This is a genomic window from Oribacterium sp. oral taxon 078 str. F0263 (assembly GCF_000469565.1).
In the GTDB taxonomy this organism is placed as follows: Bacteria; Bacillota; Clostridia; order Lachnospirales; family Lachnospiraceae; genus Oribacterium.
Genome location: NZ_KI273099.1, coordinates 60,224 through 79,961, shown reverse-complemented (window position 1 = coordinate 79,961; position 19,738 = coordinate 60,224). Strand labels below are relative to the sequence as shown.

Below are 19,738 nucleotides of genomic sequence, written 5' to 3'. Positions count from 1 at the left end.
GGTCCATGTCCGAATCAGTATAGCGGGCAGGCAGGAAGGGAAAACATGGAAAATAATTTTGACCTGATTATCATCGGGGCGGGGCCGGGCGGTTATGTGGCCGCTGTCAAGGCAGCGCAGCTTGGGATGAAGACATTGGTGGTGGAAAAGGACCGGGCGGGCGGAACCTGCCTGAATCGGGGCTGCATCCCGACGAAGGCGATGCTCCATGCAAGCGAGCTCTTCCGGGAGATGAAGAGCGGGGAGGAGTTCGGGATTTTCGCGAAGGAGCTTTGTTTCGACTACGGGAGGATGCTCTCCTACCGGCAGGATGTCGTGGACAAGCTCTGCGGCGGAGTGGAGCAGCTTTTTAAGGCGAACGGTGTCTCCTATATCAAGGGCTCCGCTGTGCTGGAGAAGGACAGCTCCGTCAGCGTCACGGAGGAGGGAGAGAAGAAGAGCTTCCGGGCGAAGCATGTCCTCCTCGCCGCGGGCTCCCGCCCGGCCTTGATCCCCGTGCCCGGGATCGAGCAGGAGGGCGTCCTGACAAGCGATGAGCTCTTTCAGCTTACGGAGCTTCCGAAGAGCCTCGTGATTATTGGAGGCGGAGTGATCGGAGTGGAGTTCGCCTCGGTATTTTCCTCTCTCGGCGTGAAGGTGACGATACTCGAGGTCCTGCCATCGATCCTCGCCAATATGGACAAGGACTTCGCCCAGAACCTGAAGCTCATCCTGAAAAAGCGCGGTGTGGATATCCATACCGGAGTCTCCGTCACGAAGATCGAGCGGGGAGAGGAGGGGATGAGCTGCTCCTATACGGAGAAGGAGGCGGAGCAGAGGATTTCCGCGCAGTATGTGCTCTGTGCGGCCGGGAGAAGGCCGAATACGGAGGGACTCTTCGGGGAGGGCGTCTCGATCGCCCTCGAGAGAGGACGGGTCGTCGTCGATGAGCATTTCCGGACTTCGATGGAGGGGGTCTATGCGATCGGGGATCTCATAAAGGGGATGCAGCTTGCCCACCTTGCGAGCGCGCAGGGAATCTGCCTTGTGGAGGAGCTCGCCGGGGAGGAGAGGAGCATCGACCTCTCCGTCGTGCCGGCCTGTGTCTACACGGACCCCGAGATCGCTTCCGTCGGCCTCACGGAGGCGCAGGCAAAGGAGCAGGGGCTTTCGTTCTCCGTCGGGAAGTTCATGATGAGTGCGAACGGAAAGTCGCTGATCTCGAAGGAGGAGCGGGGCTTTATCAAGATCCTCGCGGAGAAGGAGAGCGGCGCGGTGCTGGGAGCGCAGATGATGTGCGCGAGAGCGACGGATATGATCGGGGAGTTCGGAGGCGCGGTCGCAAACCGCTTCACGGTCCCTGCGCTTCTCCGGGCTATGCGGGCACACCCCACCTACAATGAGGCGGTCGGAGAGGCCTTGGAGGAGGTTTTCGGCTCCTCCATCCACTCGGCGCCAAAGAAACGATAGAGAGAACGGAGAAGACTCCGCCCGGAAGACCTTCCGGGCGGGGAAGAGCCGGGGGAAGCCGGCGGCCCCGGAAAACGGCAGAGGAGAGGGAAGGAAGAGAGAAAATATGATCGCATATCAAAGTGTCTCGACAGATCCCTTTTTCAATCTCTCGCTGGAGGAGCTTCTCTTTCAGAGGCTCCGGGACGAGGATGCGGTCATAGTCTATCGGGATGCCCCGGCAGTTGTCGCGGGCTGCTATCAGAATATCGCGGCGGAGGTCGACGCCGTCTCTCTTTTCCGAAGGGGCATTCCGATGCTTCGACGGATCAGCGGCGGCGGGACCGTCTACCACGATCTTGGGAATATCAATTACAGCATGCTTTTCCGGAGGGAGGGCTTTGTCTCCTATGAGGATTTTCTCACGCCGGTGATCGCGGCGCTCGGCCGTCTGGGTATCCCGGCGGAGAGGAGGCGTTCCTGCGATATCGCGCTTTTTGGGAGGAAGATCTCCGGGAGCGCGCAGAAGGTATCGGGAGGGAGAGTGCTCCACCACGGGACGCTTCTCTTCGATTCGGAGCTCTCGCTCCTCGATGAGATCACGACCGGGAGAAAGAGCGGAAGCTTTTGCTCCAAGGCCTCAGAATCCGCCATCTGTACTGTGACCAGTATCAGGCGGGAGGGGCTCTGGGGAGATGCTTCCGCGGAGGAGTTTGCGGAGGCGCTGCTCTCCGAGCTTTCGGGAGAGGGGGCGGAGCGCTTTACGCCGGATGAGGGCATGCTTTCTGAGATAGAGAGACTTTCCGAAGAAAAATACAGGAGCTGGGACTGGACCTGGGGGAAGACGCCGGGCTTTCATTTCGAGCGGGAGGGGAGCTTCCGGGGGGATAAGGTCCGGATCTCCTACAGTGCGAGAAGGGGCGTCGTAGAGGAGTTTTCCCTTCGCTCGCCTGACCTGGATGAAGAGGAGGCGAGATCCCTTTTCGAGGGAAGCCGCTTCGGCCCGGAGAGCTTCTCGGAGCTTTCGGAGAGGCTTGCCGGGGAGGACGGAGAGGAGCTTCTCCGCCTCCTGCTCTAGTGCTTTTGCCTTCTTGTTTTTTGTCCGTCCGGTACAGTGCGTTCCCGCTTTCTCCGCTGCTCCCGGCGGAGAAGAGAAAGGAGTAGGCCTGTCTCCATGCTGCGACAATACTTTGCGGCGGAGAAAGGCTTAAATCCGGGAGGGGAAGCGGCAGGGCGGCGGGCAGAGCCTTTTGTTTGGAATTAGGAGAAGAGGAGAGCAGATATGGAGAAGAAACTTGTGGTACCGAAGCTCAGACCGGAGATGGAGGATGCAGTGCTCTGCGCCTGGCTGAAGGAGGACGGCGACAGCGTGGAGGCCGGGGAGCCGGTCTATGAGATCGAGACCGACAAGGTCGTGGTGCAGGTAGAGGCGAGCTGCGGGGGCGTCCTAAAAAAACGCCTCTGCGAGGAGGGGGATACCGTAAAGGCAGAGCAGGCTGTTGCCGTCATCGAAGAGCGCTGAGGAAGGGAAAGATGGAGAGGAAACCGGATTGGCTTAAGGTAAAGTATAATCAGGAGGCGATCAGCGAGGTCGCGGAGCTTATGCGGGATCTCAGGCTGAATACGGTCTGCCGCGAGGCAAACTGCCCGAATCTCGGGGAGTGCTATCGAAGGCACACGGCGACCTTTATGATCCTCGGGAGCATATGCACCAGGAACTGCCGATTCTGCAATGTCTGCACGGGGCGTCCGGCTCCTCCGGACCCGGAGGAGCCGGAAAATGTGGCCAGGGCCTCCGCCAAGCTTCATCTGAAGCACGTCGTCCTGACCTGCTCCACGAGGGATGATCTTCCGGACGGGGGTGCGGAGCAGTTTGCGAAGACGGTCCGGGCGATCCGGAGACTCTGCCCCGGGACCACGGTCGAGACCCTGATTTCCGACATGAAGGGCGATCCGGCTTCCCTGGACATCGTGCTCTCCGAGAGTCCGGATGTCCTGAATCACAATGTCGAGACGGTGAAGGAGCTCCAGAAGGCGGTGAGACCGCAGGCGGCCTACGAGAGATCCCTCGGCGTGCTGCGTTACTGCAAGGAGAAGCAGCCGAAGATCCGGGTGAAGACCGGTTTTATGGTGGGACTCGGAGAGACGGAGGAGCAGATCGGGCGCCTTATGGACGATGTTTTGGATACGGGCTGCGATATCCTGACGATCGGGCAGTATCTTCAGCCTTCTCCCGCCCACTACCCCGTATCCCACTATGCGACGCCGGAGGACTTCCGCCGCTATAAGGAGCTCGCGCTCTCGAAGGGCTTCCGCTATGTCGCCTCCGCGCCGCTTGCGAGAAGCTCTTACCGGGCGATCGAGGCCCTGGAGGATGTACATGGTATATATTGAGACGGGATCGACGGATGTCTACTACAATTTCGGCTGTGAGTATTACTTCGCGTCGGAGAAGAAATTTGAGGACACGGTCTTCCTCTTCTGGAGGACGGAGCCGACCCTGATGCTCGGAAAGTACCAGAATGTGGCGGAAGAGATCAATCTTCCCTATGCGAAGGAGCGGGGGATGCACATCGTCCGGAGGATGAGCGGGGGCGGGACGATCTACACGGATCTCGGGGGCTGGCAGTTCACCTTCATTGACCGCCTGCGCGAAAATGAGATCGAATTTCAGCGCTATATCGGGCCGGTGATCGCGGCGCTTGGGAGTTTCGGCGTGGAGGCCTCCTTCAACGGGCGGAATGACCTTTGCATCGGGAGCAGGAAGATCTCCGGAAATGCGCAGTACCGGCTGGGGGACAGCATGATTCACCACGGCTCCCTCCTCTTTGATACGGATATCGAGAGCATGGTGCGCGCTACGACGGTGGACAGCTATAAGATCTTCTCGAAAAGCATTAAGTCCGTGCGGGAGAGGGTCTGCAATATCCGGGAGATGCTGCCGGAGAGCGCAGCCTCCCTCAGCGCGCTGGAGTTCAAGGAGGCGATGATTTCCGCCATTTTATCCGGGAGCGGAAAGGAAGAGCGCTATGCGCTCACGGAGGAGGACCGGGAGAGGATCGAGACCCTCGCCGGAGAGAAGTTCAATAACTGGGAGAGCATCTACGGGAAAAATCCCAGCTTCAACATCGAAAAAAGCGGGAGATTCGCGGGGGGAAAGGTCGTCTTTCGCCTGAAGGTCGTCCACGGCAGGATCGAGTCGGCCTCGGTCTTTGGAGATTTTTTCAGCACGATGGACGCTTCGGAGCTCTGCGGGGCACTCTGCGGGGTGAGCTTTGACCGCGAGTCCGTTCTCCGGGCACTGCGGGAGCACGGCGCGGAGGGCGCAGTCTATCGGATCAGTGCCTCAGAGCTCGCCGGACTGATCGCAGACTAGGAGTGGTGGTTCTCCCGGGCCTCAAAGAAGCGAAGCGATGCGTAAAACGGATCTTTATGCTTATACTGCCCCCGGGGAGGAAGACAGCCCTTTCGGGGAAAAGCGCCGGAAGACGGCGCTTTTGTTTTGTCTTGAAAGCTTTCTACCGCTCTCGAAGGCTTTTTGTCGATCTTCCATAGCGGGAGGAGAAAATTCTGGGAATATCGCAGAAAAGCCGTAAACCCCGGCTTTTTACTTGAAAATCTTGGGCAGGAATGCTATGCTCTTTCCAAGAGAAAGAGTGATTCCATGAAAAAAGCATATTTTTTATCGGGGCTAGTCGGAATCTGTCTTCTGTTTTTCCAGGCCCCGGGGAGGCTTTCCGCAGAGGCGGAGTCTCCTCCGCCCCCCTCCGATACGACTTTTCTGGTCGATGTGAGCGCTTCTATGAGGGGAGTGCGGGAAGTACTTTTATCCATTCTTTTTGATTCCTTTTCTTCTTTTCCCGATTCTAGGGACTTTTCCTATCTATCGTATCATTCCGTACCCTCTCAGTCTGTCTCTGCGGACGCTTCCGCGGAGTTCTATCGGGAGCTTCTTCCTCAGGAGCCCTTTTCCGGCTATTCGAATTCCGGAGAGGGACTTTTGCAGGCGCTGTCTCTGACGGCGGACCGGGGCCGTATCCTCTGGTTTACCGACGGGGAAACCGACATGAAAAGTGCCCGGGATCGGGATCTCTCCTTTTCCAGGCTCATGGAGGGGGCAGCTCTTGCGAGAGAGCGGGGGATCTCCCTCACGGTATACTCCTTTTCCGAAGGGGAGGAATATACGGCGCTCTGCCGCGCGGCGGAGGAGAGCGGCGGGAGGGTGCTCTTCTATCATTCCCTTGGGAGGGAGGCTCTGCTCTCCGATATCCAAAGGGCATGGGAGCCGGAAGAGGGAGAGGGGGGAAACGGTGAGGAAGAGAGGACGGAGCCCTTCGATGCCCCCCGGAAAGGGGAGCTCCCCTCCTTTTCCCTTCCTCTTCTGAGACCATCTCTTCTCTATAGCTCCCCTCCGCCTGACGGAAGGAGTGAGGATAGAGCGGAAGCCCCGCGTGATACAGGGCAAGAGAACAGAGCGGGAACCCCGCGTGATACCGGGGAAAAGGGCGGGGAGGAGAAAAGTCTTTGGCCCCTTGCGCTGATTCTCTCCCTTCTCCTTTTCTCCGGTGCACTTCTCTTTTCTCTCGGAAGACGCGCAGAGCGGGAGAGGCGGGAGATAAGAGAGCGCGGGCGAAGTATCTCTTCGGATTTTTCGGAGAGCGCGGGGGGATCCCGGGGAAAGCATTTCTATTAAGCCTTCGGAGAGCGGAGGGGAGGCAGAGGAGCGGGACAGTTCGGAAGCTGCGAGCGGAAGGAGGAAATGATGGCGGAAAGCATTATAAGACAGACAAACAGGACGCTTCTTCTCGAAGAAATCAATCCGGAGAAACGGAATCTCCTGACTCTGATCGGAGATGTGAGGGGGATGGACAGCCTGAGTGACGATAAGATCCGGGAAATCAATGAGACACTCCTCGTCCGAAGCTTCGGGGAGTTTCTCGAGAAGTTCGACCCGACGATCTATTCCTTTTTTAATGCGGCGACGCAGAGCGTCGTCTATACGGAGGAAAAGCCCGCCGGGATTCCGGAAAATATGCTGAGCGCGGTACATCTCAATCTGCACAATGATTTCCTGAAAATGCTCATGACGCTCGTCGAGACGAAGCGGAGTCAGGGGATCATCAACGCGGATTTTCGCTTTGAAAAGCTCACGGAGATGATTTCCCCCCGAAAGGTCATGGAGGACATAAGGCAGATCCGGAAGGAGCTGCAGTACAGCTATTCCGAATATGCGAAGCTTGAGGACGGGGATCCCTACAAGCTGGATCTCGGGGATAAGCTCAACGCGATGTTTGAGGAGGCGAGCGCGAACTATCAAAACCTCATGGCGATGATCCCCCTCGCGATCTCGGATATCCGGACCCGGCTCCTTCTCGGAAGGACGAAGGAAAAGGAGGAGCGAAAGGCGCTCGCACTCGGTGTTCTCACCATGTCGGAGGAGGGGGAGCTCAAAGTGATAGAAGCGCCAAAGGACGGAGAAGCTGCCCTGCTTCCCCTCGATGAGCACGAGAATGCGGGGCTCATAAAGGCTTTGGAGGAGGATTATGACGCCCTGAATGAAAACGGCAGCAGCTATGTAAGGCAGCTGGTGGTCCGGACCTTTTGCCCTCTTTCGTCCAAAGCGGAGGCGGAGATCGATGTCCGGAGAGAGGTCGAACACTACAACGCTTACCTTGAGTTTTATAAGAACGCGAAGGAGGATTTCATCAGGGCAGTGAAGCCTCTTGCGGAGAAGCTTCTCGGAGTCTGGGCTTTTTTCGAGCAGTATCCGAAGGGACTCAAGGGGATGCGCCCCAGCATGCTGGTCGCCAATGTGCGGAATGAGCTTCTGGCTAGCAGTCTGAATCTGCCGAAGCTTGCGGCCTATCTGAATACGGTCAATGAAAAGAACGACTACAGCGACACGGTCTGGTATGCCGTTTTGCCGTCTGTCTCCCTGGATGAGAGATCCCGGATGAGCGGCGCGAGGGAGCGTTTCCGGGGACGAAGCGGATCCCCGAAGTCAGACAGCGTGAGCGTGGAGTCCATGGTCAGGACAGCGGATCTCTTAAAGGACTATGGGGTTCAGTGCTTTTACAGCTATGAGACGGGGGATCGGACCAGCTTTAACAGCATGGCGACAAGCGGTGTCGCATTCTTTGATGAGCGCTGCCAGAGCCTGAGCGGGAAGTCCTTTTCGGAATACCTGATCCCCTGCGTGCCGAATTTCACCATCATCCCGAAGGAGAAATCCGGCGTCCGGCTGGAGAGCAGGATGCTCGTGAACGAGCACGAGGCGGCGGAGCTTTCGGAGGCGAAGGAGGATCTCCTGAAGCTGTGGATCGACGGCATCTATATCGGGGCCGCATTCGTCGCGGCGGGACTTATGGCGGCCTGTCAGTCGCCGGAGTATCTGAAGGAGCGCTTCCGGAGGGGAGTGGACCCGGAGCTCCCCGGTGTCCGCTTTGACATCGAGTCCGGAAACAATCCGCTCCGGGCGCATACCGCGATGTCGAGGGAGATCACAGGCTTTACCAACAGTGTGAAGGAGGATATCAAGAGAAGAGGCTTCGGCTTCGTCTTTTCCTCGGAAAATGCGGTCCTGGAGGGGGAGGATATCAATGCGGTCATGGTCTATAAGGCCCGGAACTTAAAGCTCTCGGAGGGCGGATACGAGGCGATCTACAAGACGCAGACGGCAAATTATATCGAGCGGATTTTAAGACACGCGACCGGAGACTTCAAGCCGGAAAATCTCGCGCGGTTTTTCTCGAATCATCCGACGAGCCGGAAGAGTCTCTGGCTTGCGAGAAAGGATAAGGTGAATGCCATCCTCGACGCAAGGGACGAGATGGACTACGAGATCGATGAGGCGGCGGGGACTTGCTTTGTGGAGCTCTCCTTCCACGGAAGCAGAAAGAGGCTGGAGCTTCTCCTGAATCGGGGAGACAGCGCCTGAGCGCTTCCAGCAGACTGTTCCTTTTACTTTTCGGACAACGTGCGTTCCGGCTCTTCGCCACCGGGATCCATACGGAGAGGGAGAGCGCAGGGCGGGGAAGGCAAGGCGCTGTGAAAGGGATGCAAAGAGAGGAAAGAGAACAGGAGAAAGAAAATAGTAGAAAGAGAATAGCAGGAAGAAAATAGAAGGGAGGAAAGATTATGGGGATTCGTTTTAGGGTGGCGGGATCGGAGCTTGCGGACTTTGACGAGAGGAGCATTGTAAATGCGGAATTTCTCTCGGAATCGCCGCGGGATTCGAACGCAAAGGCGACGGACTACGGGATCGGACTCAAGGTCTGGGGGAGAGTGCTCTACACGGTGGGCGGAGATACGGACGATGTTTTAAAGCTCGCCCGCTGGTCTCAGATTCCGTCGGAGAGCGCGGACTGCTACCGCATAGCGGAGCTCAGCGTCATCTCCGCGGGGCAGGTCGTCAGGAAGTACCGGATCCCGAATGCCTTTGTACTGGAGTATTCCGAGAAGGCGGATGATGTCCGGGGGATCGGGGAGTTTTACATTCACATCAGGCAGAAAAAGGATCAGAACAGGGACGCGGCGGTCGAGGGCGGCTATGCCGGTGAGTAGAGAGAGGAGTGGATATGGCATACAGGGTACAGGTTGAGGGCGGGGGAGCGTTTGAAATCGCGAAGGAGTGTGTGAGCAGCGTCTCCCTCTCCACGGATATTCCCGCGGACTCCAATGCGCGGACGAACGATGCGGGTGCCACCATGACGATAGAGGGGAAGATCCTCGCCTCGACAGAGGGGGACAGCCGGGATTCTACGAGGCAGCTCGCCCTTTGGTCCATGGTGCCGGCGCAGAAGCCGGATTGCTATCGAAGGGTGACGGCGGAGCAGATCGTGGCCGGCATTACGAAGCGGAAGTATATCTTTCCGAATGCCTTCGTGCTCTCCTACCGGGAGAGGCACGGGGATGAGGAGGGGGTGGGGAGCTTCGAGCTCGTCTTAAGACAGAAAAAGGATCAGATGGCTAAGCTTGTCGTGGAAGGCGGCTACGCCGCGGAATGAGAAGGGAGGGGATCCGGGTGGATGAAAGAAAGGCCGGGCTGATCTTTTCGATCCTCTGCGTGCTCTCTGCGGATCTTTTGCTCTACAGCATGGAATGGAGCCTGAAGCTTCCGGCCATTCTCTTCTCCGCCCTCCTTCTCCCCTCTCTTTTTCTCCTTCTCTTCCTTTCGGGAAGGGAAAAGAGGGGGAAGTCCGGGGAATCCGATGCTCTTCCGCTTTCTTCCCTTCTCCTTTTAAACGAGGAGGGGCGGGAGATTCGAAGCTGGAGTCTCCTCGGAAGAAGCTCCCTTCGGATCGGAAGAGGCGGGGAGGGAGAGAGGCCGGAGGTCGACCTCTCCGGACAGGACTTTGAGGAGGAGCTCGCAGCGGAGCACGCGGTCCTAAACCGCGCCGGAGGGCAGTGGTATCTGGAGGATCTTGGAAGCGGAGGGGGGACCTTGCTGCATCTTACGGGGAGCGGGGAGAGTCTTTGGCTTATGGAGCGGCGGAGCATTGTCAGGAGAGGAGACCTGATTCAGATCGGGCGAAACCGTCTCAGGCTTCTCTAGGAGGAGGGAGTATGGGAAACCTGATTCGCTGCAGAAACGGACATATGTTTTCCAGGCGGCGCTGCGGAGATATCTGTCCCTACTGCCATATCGATACATCGGAGAGAAAAAGGAGGGAGGAATCCTTCACGGAGGAGGAGCTCTTCGAGAGTCTCTGGAAGCTCAGTGTGAAGCCGGTCTGCGCCTGGCTGATCTGCATCCGGGGGGCGCAGAGGGGAAGGGATTACCGCATTGTCTCCGGAAAAAACTATATCGGGCGGAGTGACCGGATGGAGATCCAGATCCTGGGGGACAATGAGATCTCCGAGGAAGACCACGCGGCACTTTCCTTCGACAGCAGGGAAGGAGAGGGGACATTGCTTCCGTCTGAAAACGGCGGCATGCTTTATCTGAACGGGAGGGCGCTTTATCTCCCGACAGCGCTATCCGCCTATGATCTGATCGCGATCGGGGGAAGCGAATTTCTCTATCTCCCCTTTGCGGGGAAGAACTTCTCCTGGGAAGAGGAGGAGAGAGCGGAGGGGCTATGATTTTTTACATTCTCGCCGTGTTCCTTCTGCTTCTCTTTTCTTTTTTCATGCTCCTCCTTCAGCTTTTCTTTCTCCTTTTTGGGAGGAGAGGAGATGGCTGCCGCGTCTATGGGGAACGCGCGATCGGGCAGAGACAGCAGCAGGCGGTGGCCTACGCTTATCTTGGAAGGGGAGACGGGACGCTCGCCGTCCTCTCGGACGCTTCCGGGAGCGGGATCTCGGGAAAGGCGGCGGCGCTCTCTTCCGTCCGCTGCTTTTGCTCCGGCTTCCAGCTTTCCCGGAAGGAGAGGGAGGAAGAGCTTTTGGAAGAGCTCTTTCGGGAGGCAAACTCGCGGCTCTGCCGGATTTTTTACGGGCAGAAGGGGAGAGCCTCTGTCGGAGCGCTCTTTGCCTCCGGGGGAGAGCTTCGATATGGGATCTCCGGAGAGCTCTCGCTCTACCTCTACCGGGGCAGAGAGCTTTTGCTTCTCTCGGAGGGACAGTCCGCGGCGGCTATGATACGGGAGGGATTTCGGAGGGGAAGGATTTCCCGGGAGGCGGCAGAGCGGCTCCTCCGAAGGGAGAGAAGCTTCCGCTATCTCGGAAGAGAGGACTACCAGGGCTTTGCGGGAGCCGGAGAGAGGCTCCGGCTGAAAAGAGGTGATCTCCTCCTTCTCTTAAATAAGGAGATCTCCAGTGTGCTCGGCCGAAGGGAACTGGAGAATCTGATCCGGCACCATCGCCCGGGAAGGAGGCTCTGCGGGATCCTAATCCAAAAAGCGAGGGAGAGGAGCGTAGGAGAGGCAGGGAACGCGGGAGTCCTTCTTCTGAGAGCCTGAGAGAAAGACTGCCTCCGCCCCCGGCGATAGGAAAAGCATTGCCGGAGAAGGCGGAGAGACGCCGTGACAGGCAAAGGACCGGGCGGCAGGGGAAGCGGAGGAGGACAAGAAGCAGGGGAGGCGGAGGAAAGCGCGATGAGAAAGCAGAACAGCAAGTTTAAGACTTCCTTCCTCTCGGAGGAGGGGACGGAGCTTCGGAATCTGGATTGCTTTTCCTATATCGAGCTCTCCGACTTCGCCTGCTATGTGCTTTCGGACGGGCTTCCGGGGCCATCTAAAAGGGATCCCGGGAGGATGGCAGCGGAGGAGATTCTGAGCCGCTTTCAGGCCCGCCCGGCCTGCTCGAAGCGGGCGCTTCGCTCTTATCTTCGGGGAGCCAATGAGAGCTTTCGGAAGGAGGGAGAGGAGAGGCCGGAGGCCTCTGTCCTTCTTGTCCTTACGGATTACCGGAGCTTTTATTATGCCGGTGCGGGAAATGTCCGGCTCCGCCTCTATCGAAATGGAGAGACCATACTGAAAAGCCGGGACAATTCCTATGCGGCAGAGCTTGCGGCGCGGGAGGAGATCCCGGAGGACGCGGTATCTTTACACGAGGAGAGGCAGAACCTGAGCGCCTATCTCGGACAGAAGCATTTTCATCCTTACCTTTCTAAGAGAATCCCCCTCTCCGATTCGGATATTCTTCTTCTCTATACGAAGGGGATCTGGGAGAATCTTCATGAGGGGGAGATCGCGGAGATTTTCGAGCATTCCGGCGCGGACGGGGAGGAGAGTCTCGCCCTTTTGGAAAAAAGCCTTCTCGATCGGCACCCTGCCCGCCTCGATAATTACAGTGCGGCGGCGATCTATGTCGACAAGGTCTTTCTGGAGACAGACTCCGGAAAAAGGCGGCGCCGGAGACGGATCATCTGCGCCCTCCTCCTCTGTCTCCTCCTTTTCTTCCTTCTTTTTCTCGCTTCCTTCTTCTATCGGAAGTGGAGGCGGGAGCTCAGGGAGGATCTTCAGAGCTACCGGCTTCGGATGGAGAGCTATCTGGAGCTTGAGAACTTCGGCAGAGCCCGCGAGGAATGTGAGAAGGCGGAGAAGAAGGCGGAGCTTCTCCGGGACAGGGAGGAGAGGGAGAGCCTGAACCGCTACTTAGAGGCCCTCTCCGCCATCCTGGATGCGGATGAGAAATTTTCGGAGAAGCGCTATCAGGATGCGAAGTCCGACTACGAGCTTCTGCTCCGGCGCCTGCCCTATGCGGACAATGTGGGACTGGATCATATCCGGGAGAGGATCCGCTTCATCGACGGCTCTCAGCTGGTCGAAAGGGAGCTTAACGACGGGGAGATTTTGTTCGAGGCCGGAGTCTATGAGGGGGCAAGGGAGCGCTACCGGGAGGCAAAGGATCTGTCCCGGGAGCTCAGCTATGAGGAAGGAAAGATCCGTGCGGAGGAGAAGCTCACGAAGCTGGAGAAGGAGCTTGCAAAGCAGCAGAGCGAGGAGAAATCTGCGGCCGAAGAGCAGGCGGGGCAGCTCGTCCGGGCAAACAGTCTGATCAGCGCCGGGGATCAGGCGCTGAAGGACGGAGACCTTCTGAGCGCAAAGGCGAATTATGAGACAGCGAAGGCGCTCTATGAAAAGAGCGGGGAGAGCGCGGGAGCAGACTCGCTCTCGGAGAAGATGGATTCTCTCAGTCAGCGGATCCAGGCGGACGAGGAGGAGGGGAGAGCCGCGCTTCGCTATCGGCAGGCCGGAGACGACGCCGCGCAGAGGGGAGAATATGATAAGGCGGAGGAAAATTATGACTATGCCAGGAGAATATACCAAAAGCTCCGGGAGGAGATCGAGGTGATCTCGCTGGATCAAAGGATCCGGGAGATGCAGAGGAAGCGAGAAGAGGAGAAGAACGAGGAGGGACAAAGGGAGACGGGAGACGGAAGAAGGGAGGGAAAGGGAGAAGAGGGGGATAATGGGAAGACCTCCGGAGAGAGCGAGAGAAGAGAAACGGAAAAGGTCTCGGAGGAAAGCGGCGGAAGAGAAAAGGAAAAGGGCGCGGAGAGGAGCGGGGGAGTGGAAGAGGCGATGCTCTCCGCGGAGACAGGGAGCGAGCGCTGGCCGTAGGAAAGGGAAGAGGGAAGAGGCGGAAGGAGAGAGCGGATGACGAGAGAGGGAAGGGGATTTCTGGGAGAGGATTTTATATTTTCAGACTATCTCAGAGAGAGATGCGGGGAGAGCCCCGCCTCAGAGGGCATGGATATCCTGATGGATGCTCTCCTTCGGATGAATGAGCTTCTGGAGGGAAGATTCCAGGAGCTCGCCGATCGGGTCTTCCGGGAAGCAGCGCAGAGGGAGAGCCCGCCGGAGATTGGCATGCTTCCCTTCGACCCCTCCGGGAGGAGGCAGAGACCGAAGGGCTTCCATCCGATCCTTCAGGAGGAAGAGGAGCGGGGAACGGAGGAGAGGATCTTCCTCTTCGCGGAGGATTCCGTCTGCGAGGCCTTTTTGCGGGAAGGGAAATTCCCTTTTCACTACCGCCTGGACGGCAGAGAGACAGAGGGCACCGCCTTTGTCCGAAGGGAGAATCAAGCAGGGGAGAGGGTTCGGGAGCTCCGGGAGGCCTTCCTCTTCTGCGCTCTCCCCTGGCACTGCATTCCGATGGCCTACCCGGAGCACTGCTTTATCCTGGAGTTCCCGGCGCTTCCTGAGGGGGCGGAGGGGCCTGATTTTTCCTTCGGGAGCTTCTCCCCCTATGTCAGGAGGGGACTTGAGCTTCTTTGGAATGTCTCAGCGCATCGCTTTTCCGCGCGGGACTTTCTGAGTCCCGCGGAGGACGGCGTCTACTATGAATATGAGATCAGCGCGGGGACAGAGGGGGCCTTCCCGCTCCTCTCCTATCAGGAGGGCTTCCTCTCCCTTCGAAGAGAGAGGGGAAAGCTGATTCTTCGGACGAGCAGGGCGAATCTCCCGCATCTTTCGGGCTTTTTGATCCATCCGATCGAAGAAAAGCAGAGGCGGGAGCCGGAGGGACTTCTCAGCAATCAAAGGGAGGAGAGTCTCCTGGAACGCCTTCGGGAGATGTCGCATCCCCCCGCACTCACAGAGGCGGAGCTTCGCCGGCAGGCGTCCTCCCTGCTCCCTTCCTCCGGCCTTTCTCTGGAAGGGATCAGGGGATTTCGGGAGGGGGAGCTGCTCCCGGAGGGGCTGTATTTTCCCGGGGACAGGGAGCAAATGCTCCGGGGTCTCGGACCGCTTCTCCTTCTGGCATTCCGGAGAGAAGGCGGGGATGTCTTTTCGGAGTCCATACTCCGCTATCTTTTGGAAAGCATGGGGGAGAGCTTTCCGGACTGCCGCTTTGCGGGCTGTTTCCTCTAGGGCAGCGTTTTTTGACAGTATTTACGGGCGGGAGGCAGAATGAACTGTGTCTGGGAAATTTTACTTCACGCGAGGGAATCCGGCTTTCTGCTTTCGGAGCTCCGCTTTTCGGAGAGCAGGAATCCGAGCCCCTATATGGAGAGCGCTTTCCCGCTCCTCAATCAGGAGAAAATCGAGAGCAGAGAGATCGAATTAAACCCGCTCTACCGCTTTGGGGCGGAGCTTTCTCCGATGCTGAAGTATCCGGGACTCCGCGGGCAGCGCTCTGTACTTTTCGATGCATTCTTTCATCTGCTCGCGCTCTGGGATCTTCGAAGCTCCTATACCAGGGAGGAATTTCTGGCGAGTCGGCTCCACGCGGAGCTAAGAGAGGGAGCGCTTCGCTTCCTCCGGGAGGACTTCTCTCTTTTTTCTCTCTCGGAGCAAAAGCTCCTGCTCTACGGGCTCCTCTCCCTTGAAAAAGGGGCGGAGGCGCTTGGGATTTTTCAAAGAGCGGTCGGATTTTTCTATCCGGAGAGTCTTCTCTACCTCCGGGCGGAGGAGGGGGAGATGATCCTGAGCCTTGGAGTCCCGGAGAATGAGAGGGAGAGGCGGCGCTTTTCCCTCCTTCGGAAGCTTTTCCTGCCGCTCTATATCGAGCTCGTGCTCTTCTGGGACAGGCATTTCGGGATCTTAGGAGTAGCGGAGAGCTTAAGGATCGGGGAGTGCGCGCTTTTTTGAGAGAGCTTTCCATGAGGCGGAAGGCTGTGAAGCGGCGAGGGGACGGAAGGAGCCCGGGAGCGGCATTCTCCCGGGGAGGAAAGAGGAGGGGAGGGATTGGAGATGGAGGAAGGGAGAGGATACCGCTATCGAAGGGAAGAGCTTCTCGGGATGGACAATTCCGAGCTCCGGGAGATTTGCGAGAGAGAACGGATTATCCGGGCCCTTCGCCCGGACTGCGGGGAGGAGGAGAGACGGAAGAGGATCCTCTCGTATTTTGGCGCAGGAGAGCAGGCACTTATCACAGAGATCTCGGAGGAAGCGGCCGGGAGGCTTGAGTGCTTCTTTCGGGAGCTTCGCTTTTCCCCTCTCCCGGAGGACTTTAAGAGTCCCGGAGAGCTCCGCCTTTACCGCGGGGCCGGATTGGATTTTTCGGATTGCTGCTGCCTTAGCTTTCGGGAGGAGCTTATCAATACCAATGCCTTCCTCCTGAACGGGGAGGGAAAGCTGGAGGCCGTACTCCATGTGAATCCGAGGGGAGGGGAGAGGGAATTTTTATATCTCAGGAGAGGAGAGGAGCTCTTTTTTCTCGCGGGAAAGAAACGAAAGCTCCGCCTGATCCTCCTGGATCAGCGGCTTTCCGCGCTCTCCTTCCGGCTCACCGAAAAAGAGCTTTCGCTCCCTCTATCGGAGCTTCGGGCCGGGAGAGCCTATGAGAGGAGCCTTCTCTGTGAGAATCCGGAGCTTCTCGCACTTTCTCATCCGATCGCGCTCTCCTTCGGGAGTATGGGCTCTTCCCTCTCCCTCTATTCCATTTCTTCTCCTTCGCCATGGGAAACGGAGCCGGGCATCTCCCACACGCATTTTCCGCACTGGAGAGAGGGAGAGCTCCATCCGGAGGCTTGGGTTCCGAATGCGATTTATGTGCGCTCCTTAAAGGAGGGAGCGCCTGTACTGGACTTTGGCTGGGAGGCGCTTGCGAGGGCGGAGGAGAGCCGGTCCGGGGGAAGCCTCTTTCGGAATCTGCGGGCATGGATCCTCCAGCCGGATCAGGAGGAGGCGCTTTTCGACCGGGAGGGGAATTACCGGAGGATCCCCCGCTTCGAGCTGCTGCTTTCCTTCCTCCGCTATCTTTTGGAAAGGACGAGGGCGGAATACAAGTGCAGGACCTCGGAGCTTTGCCTTTCCGCTCCGCTCCCGCAAAGAGAGGCCTTCCGTCGTTTCCTGGAGAGAGCGGAGGAGAGACTCTCCTGCTCCCTCTCCCTCTCTCTTAGCGAAGCGGAGGCCGGGATCTTTCGAAGCATCTTCCTGCGGGAGAAGCGGAGGGGAAGGCTCCCGGACGGAGACTATCGGGCCCTGCTGCTCTCGGTCTCCGGTCTCGGCGCATCCCTGAGCGAATGCGGCTTCTCCCTTCATTCGGATAGGGGACTCCGGGAGCTTTCGATCCGGCAGTCCTATCGGAAGGGGGATCCTTGCTTTGGAACGGAGCTTTTGCTTCTCCGCCTGATGCAGTTCCTCCAGGTCCGGATCGAAGAGGCACTCCCGGGAGAGAGGGGGAAGCTCCCGGATCCTTCCGGCGGGGAACGGGGGCGGATTCCGATCTGTTTTTGGCGCTGTGAGGGAAAAGAGAGGCAGCCGATCCGGAAAAATTTTTATTTTCTCCGGAGAATCGCATCCGAGCTCCTGGAGGAGTTGCTGTTCTCCTCTTTTGAGCCTTTAGAGCCTTTTTCAAGGGAGGGCGGGGAGAAAGCGCGGCCCGCTGAGAATTTTCAGAAGCTCTCGTTTCTCCGCGGGGGAAGACTTTCTCCCCTCCGGGAGCTCCCAGGGCTTAGCTTCAGTCGGACGGAGCTTTCCCGCGCTCTCAGAGAAGAGCTGGATCGGCTTTTAAAGGATTTTTTAGAGGAGGACTATGAGGCGGGGGAGCTCTTTCGCTATGATATGCTCTCTCTTCTCGGAGGCCTTTCCCGGAGCGGCTTGTTTCGGGAGAGCCTGAAGGAGTTCATACCGGGGAGGATGATGGAGGGAGACGGCGGAAATGGAGCTTCCGAGAGGACTGCTCTGTCCGATGCTCTTCTCCTGTATCAGCTTTCACTGCGGGAGGGGAGCTGCCGCGTGCGATTTCTTCGGGGTGAGATAGCGATCCCCTGCCTGCTTTTCTTCCGGGAAATATCGGGGAGGGAAAGTATACTCTTGGACGGCCGCCGCATCGCGGAGGGAGGGAGCATACGCAGAAATCTCTCCGAGCTTTTGCTTCCGCTTTGCCTTCGGGATCTTTCCGGCAGGCTGAAAAGAGAGCTTTCCTATTCCTTTTTCCGGGAAGAGGCGGAGGAGATCGGTCGTGAGGAGCTCCTTCTCCTTAGCGAAGGGAGGATCCGGCAGGAGGACACCGATGATATCCGAAACGGAGAGCTCAGGGTCTTTGCTTTTTTTCTCCCGGAGCGCTGGAGCTTTTCCCTGATCGGGATCTTCAGGCGGGAGGACAGGCTTTTTGCGGGGCCGGAAAAAATCTATGCGATCGAGGAGGAGGAAGATGGAGAGCCGCTATCCGGTATTTACGAGAGGACGGATCCTGAAGGGAGAGATGCTGGAAGCGCTCCGGACTTACCCGGAGCAGTATCTTAGGCTTAGTTATGAGAATTATACTGCCGGGGTGCTCTATGGCCTGGAGCTCTCCTCTTCTGAGAAGGGGGACGGACTTCGGATCGGGGGAGGCATCGTGAAATACCGCGGGAGGATTCATATTCTCCCGGAGGAAAAGTGTCTCGCCTGTCCGGCGGACGGGCACAGGAGCTATCTCTACCTCTCCCTCGAGGGAGAGGAGAGGGATGGAGACTGGGAGTGCTTTTCCTTTTCCTACCGCCTTCAGAGAGAGGAGAAGCGGGAGCACGGCCTTCTGCTCGGGAGCTTCTGCCTTCGCCCCGGCTTTCGGCTCCGGGACCGCTATCTTGACTTTCGGGACTGCGCCGCCGCCTTTGATACACTGGATCTTCGAAATGCAGACTATGCGGGGCCCTTTCGCCCGGCCTTTCATCCGAAGCTCCTCCGACTTTACGCCCTGGAAGGACTTCGCCTTCAGGGGCTGTGCGAGGAGGAGTTCCTCTTTTGCCAGCTCCTTCTCAGCCGTCCGGAGGGGGTTTGCCGGGAGAGTCTGGAGCATTACATCGCGAGGCGCCTCCGGAGAGAATACCGGGAGCTCTCGAATCTGGAGCTCTACGAGGGGCTTTCAGAGCTTTTAAAGAGAGAGGGAGGAAGAGGGACGGAGGAGCCGGGGAGAGAAGGGCGGAAGAGGATCTTTCTGAGCTGATGATCGCTTGCGCCTCTTCTCTTCTTTGCTACAATAGAGTGGCAGAAGGCCGGGAATTCCGGCAGGACCTTCATTTAGGAAGAAAGGAAGAGATATGCATCGAATCATACTGGCATCGCAGTCTCCGAGGAGGAGAGAGATCCTTCGGCAGATCGGAATCGAGGCGGAGATCATCCCGAGTGCGCTAAAAGAGGAGAGAGATACGGACGATCCGGAGGAGCTCGTCCGAAAGCTTTCCTTTCAAAAGGCGGCGGATGTCGCGGCGCGCGTGAAGGGAGAGGCTCTTTTGATTGCGGCGGATACCGTGGTCCACCTGGAGGGGGAGATCCTCGGAAAGCCGGGGGACCACCGGGAGGCGGGAGAGATGCTGAGGAAGCTCTCCGGAAAGACGCATTATGTCTATACCGGGGTCAGTCTGATCCTTCTCCCGGAGGACGGAGCTGAAAATCAAAAGCTCCCGCTCTCAGAGAGGGCGGGAGTGAAGAAGCTCGGCTTCACCGAGAGGACGGAGGTCAGTATATGCAGGCTGACAGAGGAGGAGATAAGGGACTATGCGGAATCGGAGGAACCGATGGATAAGGCGGGAGCCTATGGAATCCAGGGCGTCTTCTCCCGCTATGTCCGTGGGATCAACGGGGATTTTTATAATGTCATGGGACTCCCCGCCTCTCACCTCTACCATATGATGAAGCGGATCGAGCAGCTCTAGGGAAGCAGGCTGAGCCATCATTTTACTTCGGCTCCCTGCCGCGCAGCAAGCGCGTTAACCAGCGGAGCAGGGCTGAGTCATCATTTTGCGTAAGCTCCCTGCCGCGGCAAGCGCTTTAAGCAGGGGAGCAGGGCGCGAAGCAGGCTGAGCTACATTTTACTTCAGCTCCCTGCTACGGCAAGCGTTTTAACCAGGGAAACAGGGTGCGGAGCAGGGATGAGCATCTTTGACGAGCGGCGGCTCTAACGCAGGATGCTCTCGCTCCGACTGCCGCATCCTAATGCCGCATCGCAAAGCGCCGGGGCGGCAAAGGGAGCGGCTCCTCATTGGACGGCGTAA

General features: G+C 58.1%; 18 protein-coding genes. All 18 read left to right on the top strand.

Features of this window, described 5'->3' with window-relative positions; genetic code table 11:
* Positions 1-45: 45 nt before the first annotated feature.
* The 18 genes from lpdA (at position 46) to HMPREF1986_RS03510 (ending at position 19,399) form a co-directional block, all read left to right on the top strand.
* Complete coding sequence (lpdA, locus tag HMPREF1986_RS03595) at positions 46-1,449, top strand: dihydrolipoyl dehydrogenase (RefSeq protein ID WP_021773405.1); 1,404 nt, start codon at positions 46-48, stop codon at positions 1,447-1,449.
* Positions 1,450-1,555: 106 nt separating this feature from the next.
* On the top strand, positions 1,556-2,506 hold the full coding sequence (locus tag HMPREF1986_RS03590) for a lipoate--protein ligase family protein (protein ID WP_021773404.1): 951 nt from the start codon (positions 1,556-1,558) through the stop codon (positions 2,504-2,506).
* 204 nt (positions 2,507-2,710) lie between these two features.
* Complete coding sequence (locus HMPREF1986_RS03585; protein WP_009213591.1) at positions 2,711-2,950, top strand: lipoyl domain-containing protein; 240 nt, start codon at positions 2,711-2,713, stop codon at positions 2,948-2,950.
* Between the two features lie 11 nt (positions 2,951-2,961).
* Complete coding sequence (gene lipA / locus HMPREF1986_RS03580) at positions 2,962-3,822, top strand: lipoyl synthase (RefSeq protein ID WP_021773403.1); 861 nt, start codon at positions 2,962-2,964, stop codon at positions 3,820-3,822.
* Positions 3,809-4,804: a lipoate--protein ligase gene (locus tag HMPREF1986_RS03575; protein ID WP_036599147.1), complete on the top strand. Its 996-nt coding sequence runs from the start codon at positions 3,809-3,811 to the stop codon at positions 4,802-4,804. The genes lipA and HMPREF1986_RS03575 overlap by 14 nt, the downstream gene beginning before the upstream one ends.
* A 288-nt stretch (positions 4,805-5,092) precedes the next feature.
* A complete protein-coding gene (locus HMPREF1986_RS03570; protein WP_021773400.1) occupies positions 5,093-6,121 on the top strand; it encodes a vWA domain-containing protein in 1,029 nt (342 codons plus the stop codon).
* Between the two features lie 69 nt (positions 6,122-6,190).
* Positions 6,191-8,365: a hypothetical protein gene (locus tag HMPREF1986_RS03565; RefSeq protein WP_036599142.1), complete on the top strand. Its 2,175-nt coding sequence runs from the start codon at positions 6,191-6,193 to the stop codon at positions 8,363-8,365.
* 200 nt (positions 8,366-8,565) lie between these two features.
* Positions 8,566-8,991: a hypothetical protein gene (locus tag HMPREF1986_RS03560; RefSeq protein ID WP_009213604.1), complete on the top strand. Its 426-nt coding sequence runs from the start codon at positions 8,566-8,568 to the stop codon at positions 8,989-8,991.
* Positions 8,992-9,005: 14 nt separating this feature from the next.
* Positions 9,006-9,434, top strand: coding sequence for a hypothetical protein (locus HMPREF1986_RS03555; protein ID WP_009213605.1), 429 nt, complete (start codon positions 9,006-9,008; stop codon positions 9,432-9,434).
* 17 nt (positions 9,435-9,451) lie between these two features.
* Positions 9,452-9,982, top strand: coding sequence for an FHA domain-containing protein (locus HMPREF1986_RS12510; RefSeq protein ID WP_196806097.1), 531 nt, complete (start codon positions 9,452-9,454; stop codon positions 9,980-9,982).
* Positions 9,983-9,993: 11 nt separating this feature from the next.
* Positions 9,994-10,512, top strand: a complete 519-nt coding sequence (locus HMPREF1986_RS03545; protein ID WP_036599141.1) for an FHA domain-containing protein — start codon at positions 9,994-9,996, stop codon at positions 10,510-10,512.
* Positions 10,509-11,330, top strand: a complete 822-nt coding sequence (locus tag HMPREF1986_RS03540) for a hypothetical protein (RefSeq protein WP_021773396.1) — start codon at positions 10,509-10,511, stop codon at positions 11,328-11,330. The genes HMPREF1986_RS03545 and HMPREF1986_RS03540 overlap by 4 nt, the downstream gene beginning before the upstream one ends.
* 135 nt (positions 11,331-11,465) lie before the next feature.
* A complete protein-coding gene (locus tag HMPREF1986_RS03535; protein ID WP_155978758.1) occupies positions 11,466-13,436 on the top strand; it encodes a serine/threonine protein phosphatase in 1,971 nt (656 codons plus the stop codon).
* A 36-nt stretch (positions 13,437-13,472) separates the two neighbouring features.
* Positions 13,473-14,687, top strand: coding sequence for a hypothetical protein (locus tag HMPREF1986_RS03530; RefSeq protein WP_021773394.1), 1,215 nt, complete (start codon positions 13,473-13,475; stop codon positions 14,685-14,687).
* Positions 14,688-14,726: 39 nt separating this feature from the next.
* The gene (locus HMPREF1986_RS03525) at positions 14,727-15,407 is read left to right on the top strand and encodes a hypothetical protein (RefSeq protein WP_021773393.1); all 681 of its coding nucleotides are present in this window, start codon (positions 14,727-14,729) and stop codon (positions 15,405-15,407) included.
* A gap of 96 nt (positions 15,408-15,503) precedes the next feature.
* Positions 15,504-18,008 (top strand): hypothetical protein, encoded by a 2,505-nt coding sequence (locus HMPREF1986_RS03520; RefSeq protein WP_036599139.1) that lies wholly within the window; start codon positions 15,504-15,506, stop codon positions 18,006-18,008.
* Positions 17,917-18,690, top strand: a complete 774-nt coding sequence (locus tag HMPREF1986_RS03515) for a hypothetical protein (RefSeq protein WP_051273865.1) — start codon at positions 17,917-17,919, stop codon at positions 18,688-18,690. Before HMPREF1986_RS03520 ends, HMPREF1986_RS03515 begins: the two co-directional genes overlap by 92 nt.
* A 94-nt stretch (positions 18,691-18,784) precedes the next feature.
* A complete protein-coding gene (locus tag HMPREF1986_RS03510; protein ID WP_021773390.1) occupies positions 18,785-19,399 on the top strand; it encodes a Maf family protein in 615 nt (204 codons plus the stop codon).
* Positions 19,400-19,738 lie beyond the last annotated feature (339 nt).

Coding starts and splice junctions, on each gene's coding strand:
- HMPREF1986_RS03555 (WP_009213605.1), top strand. CDS start 9,006: ATGGCATACAGGGTACAGGTTGAGGGCGGGGGAGCGTTTGAAATCGCG.
- HMPREF1986_RS03510 (WP_021773390.1), top strand. CDS start 18,785: ATGCATCGAATCATACTGGCATCGCAGTCTCCGAGGAGGAGAGAGATC.
- HMPREF1986_RS03545 (WP_036599141.1), top strand. CDS start 9,994: ATGGGAAACCTGATTCGCTGCAGAAACGGACATATGTTTTCCAGGCGG.
- lipA (WP_021773403.1), top strand. CDS start 2,962: ATGGAGAGGAAACCGGATTGGCTTAAGGTAAAGTATAATCAGGAGGCG.
- HMPREF1986_RS03530 (WP_021773394.1), top strand. CDS start 13,473: ATGACGAGAGAGGGAAGGGGATTTCTGGGAGAGGATTTTATATTTTCA.
- lpdA (WP_021773405.1), top strand. CDS start 46: ATGGAAAATAATTTTGACCTGATTATCATCGGGGCGGGGCCGGGCGGT.
- HMPREF1986_RS03570 (WP_021773400.1), top strand. CDS start 5,093: ATGAAAAAAGCATATTTTTTATCGGGGCTAGTCGGAATCTGTCTTCTG.
- HMPREF1986_RS03560 (WP_009213604.1), top strand. CDS start 8,566: ATGGGGATTCGTTTTAGGGTGGCGGGATCGGAGCTTGCGGACTTTGAC.
- HMPREF1986_RS03590 (WP_021773404.1), top strand. CDS start 1,556: ATGATCGCATATCAAAGTGTCTCGACAGATCCCTTTTTCAATCTCTCG.
- HMPREF1986_RS03565 (WP_036599142.1), top strand. CDS start 6,191: ATGGCGGAAAGCATTATAAGACAGACAAACAGGACGCTTCTTCTCGAA.
- HMPREF1986_RS03585 (WP_009213591.1), top strand. CDS start 2,711: ATGGAGAAGAAACTTGTGGTACCGAAGCTCAGACCGGAGATGGAGGAT.
- HMPREF1986_RS03575 (WP_036599147.1), top strand. CDS start 3,809: ATGGTATATATTGAGACGGGATCGACGGATGTCTACTACAATTTCGGC.
- HMPREF1986_RS03535 (WP_155978758.1), top strand. CDS start 11,466: ATGAGAAAGCAGAACAGCAAGTTTAAGACTTCCTTCCTCTCGGAGGAG.
- HMPREF1986_RS03515 (WP_051273865.1), top strand. CDS start 17,917: ATGGAGAGCCGCTATCCGGTATTTACGAGAGGACGGATCCTGAAGGGA.
- HMPREF1986_RS03540 (WP_021773396.1), top strand. CDS start 10,509: ATGATTTTTTACATTCTCGCCGTGTTCCTTCTGCTTCTCTTTTCTTTT.
- HMPREF1986_RS03525 (WP_021773393.1), top strand. CDS start 14,727: ATGAACTGTGTCTGGGAAATTTTACTTCACGCGAGGGAATCCGGCTTT.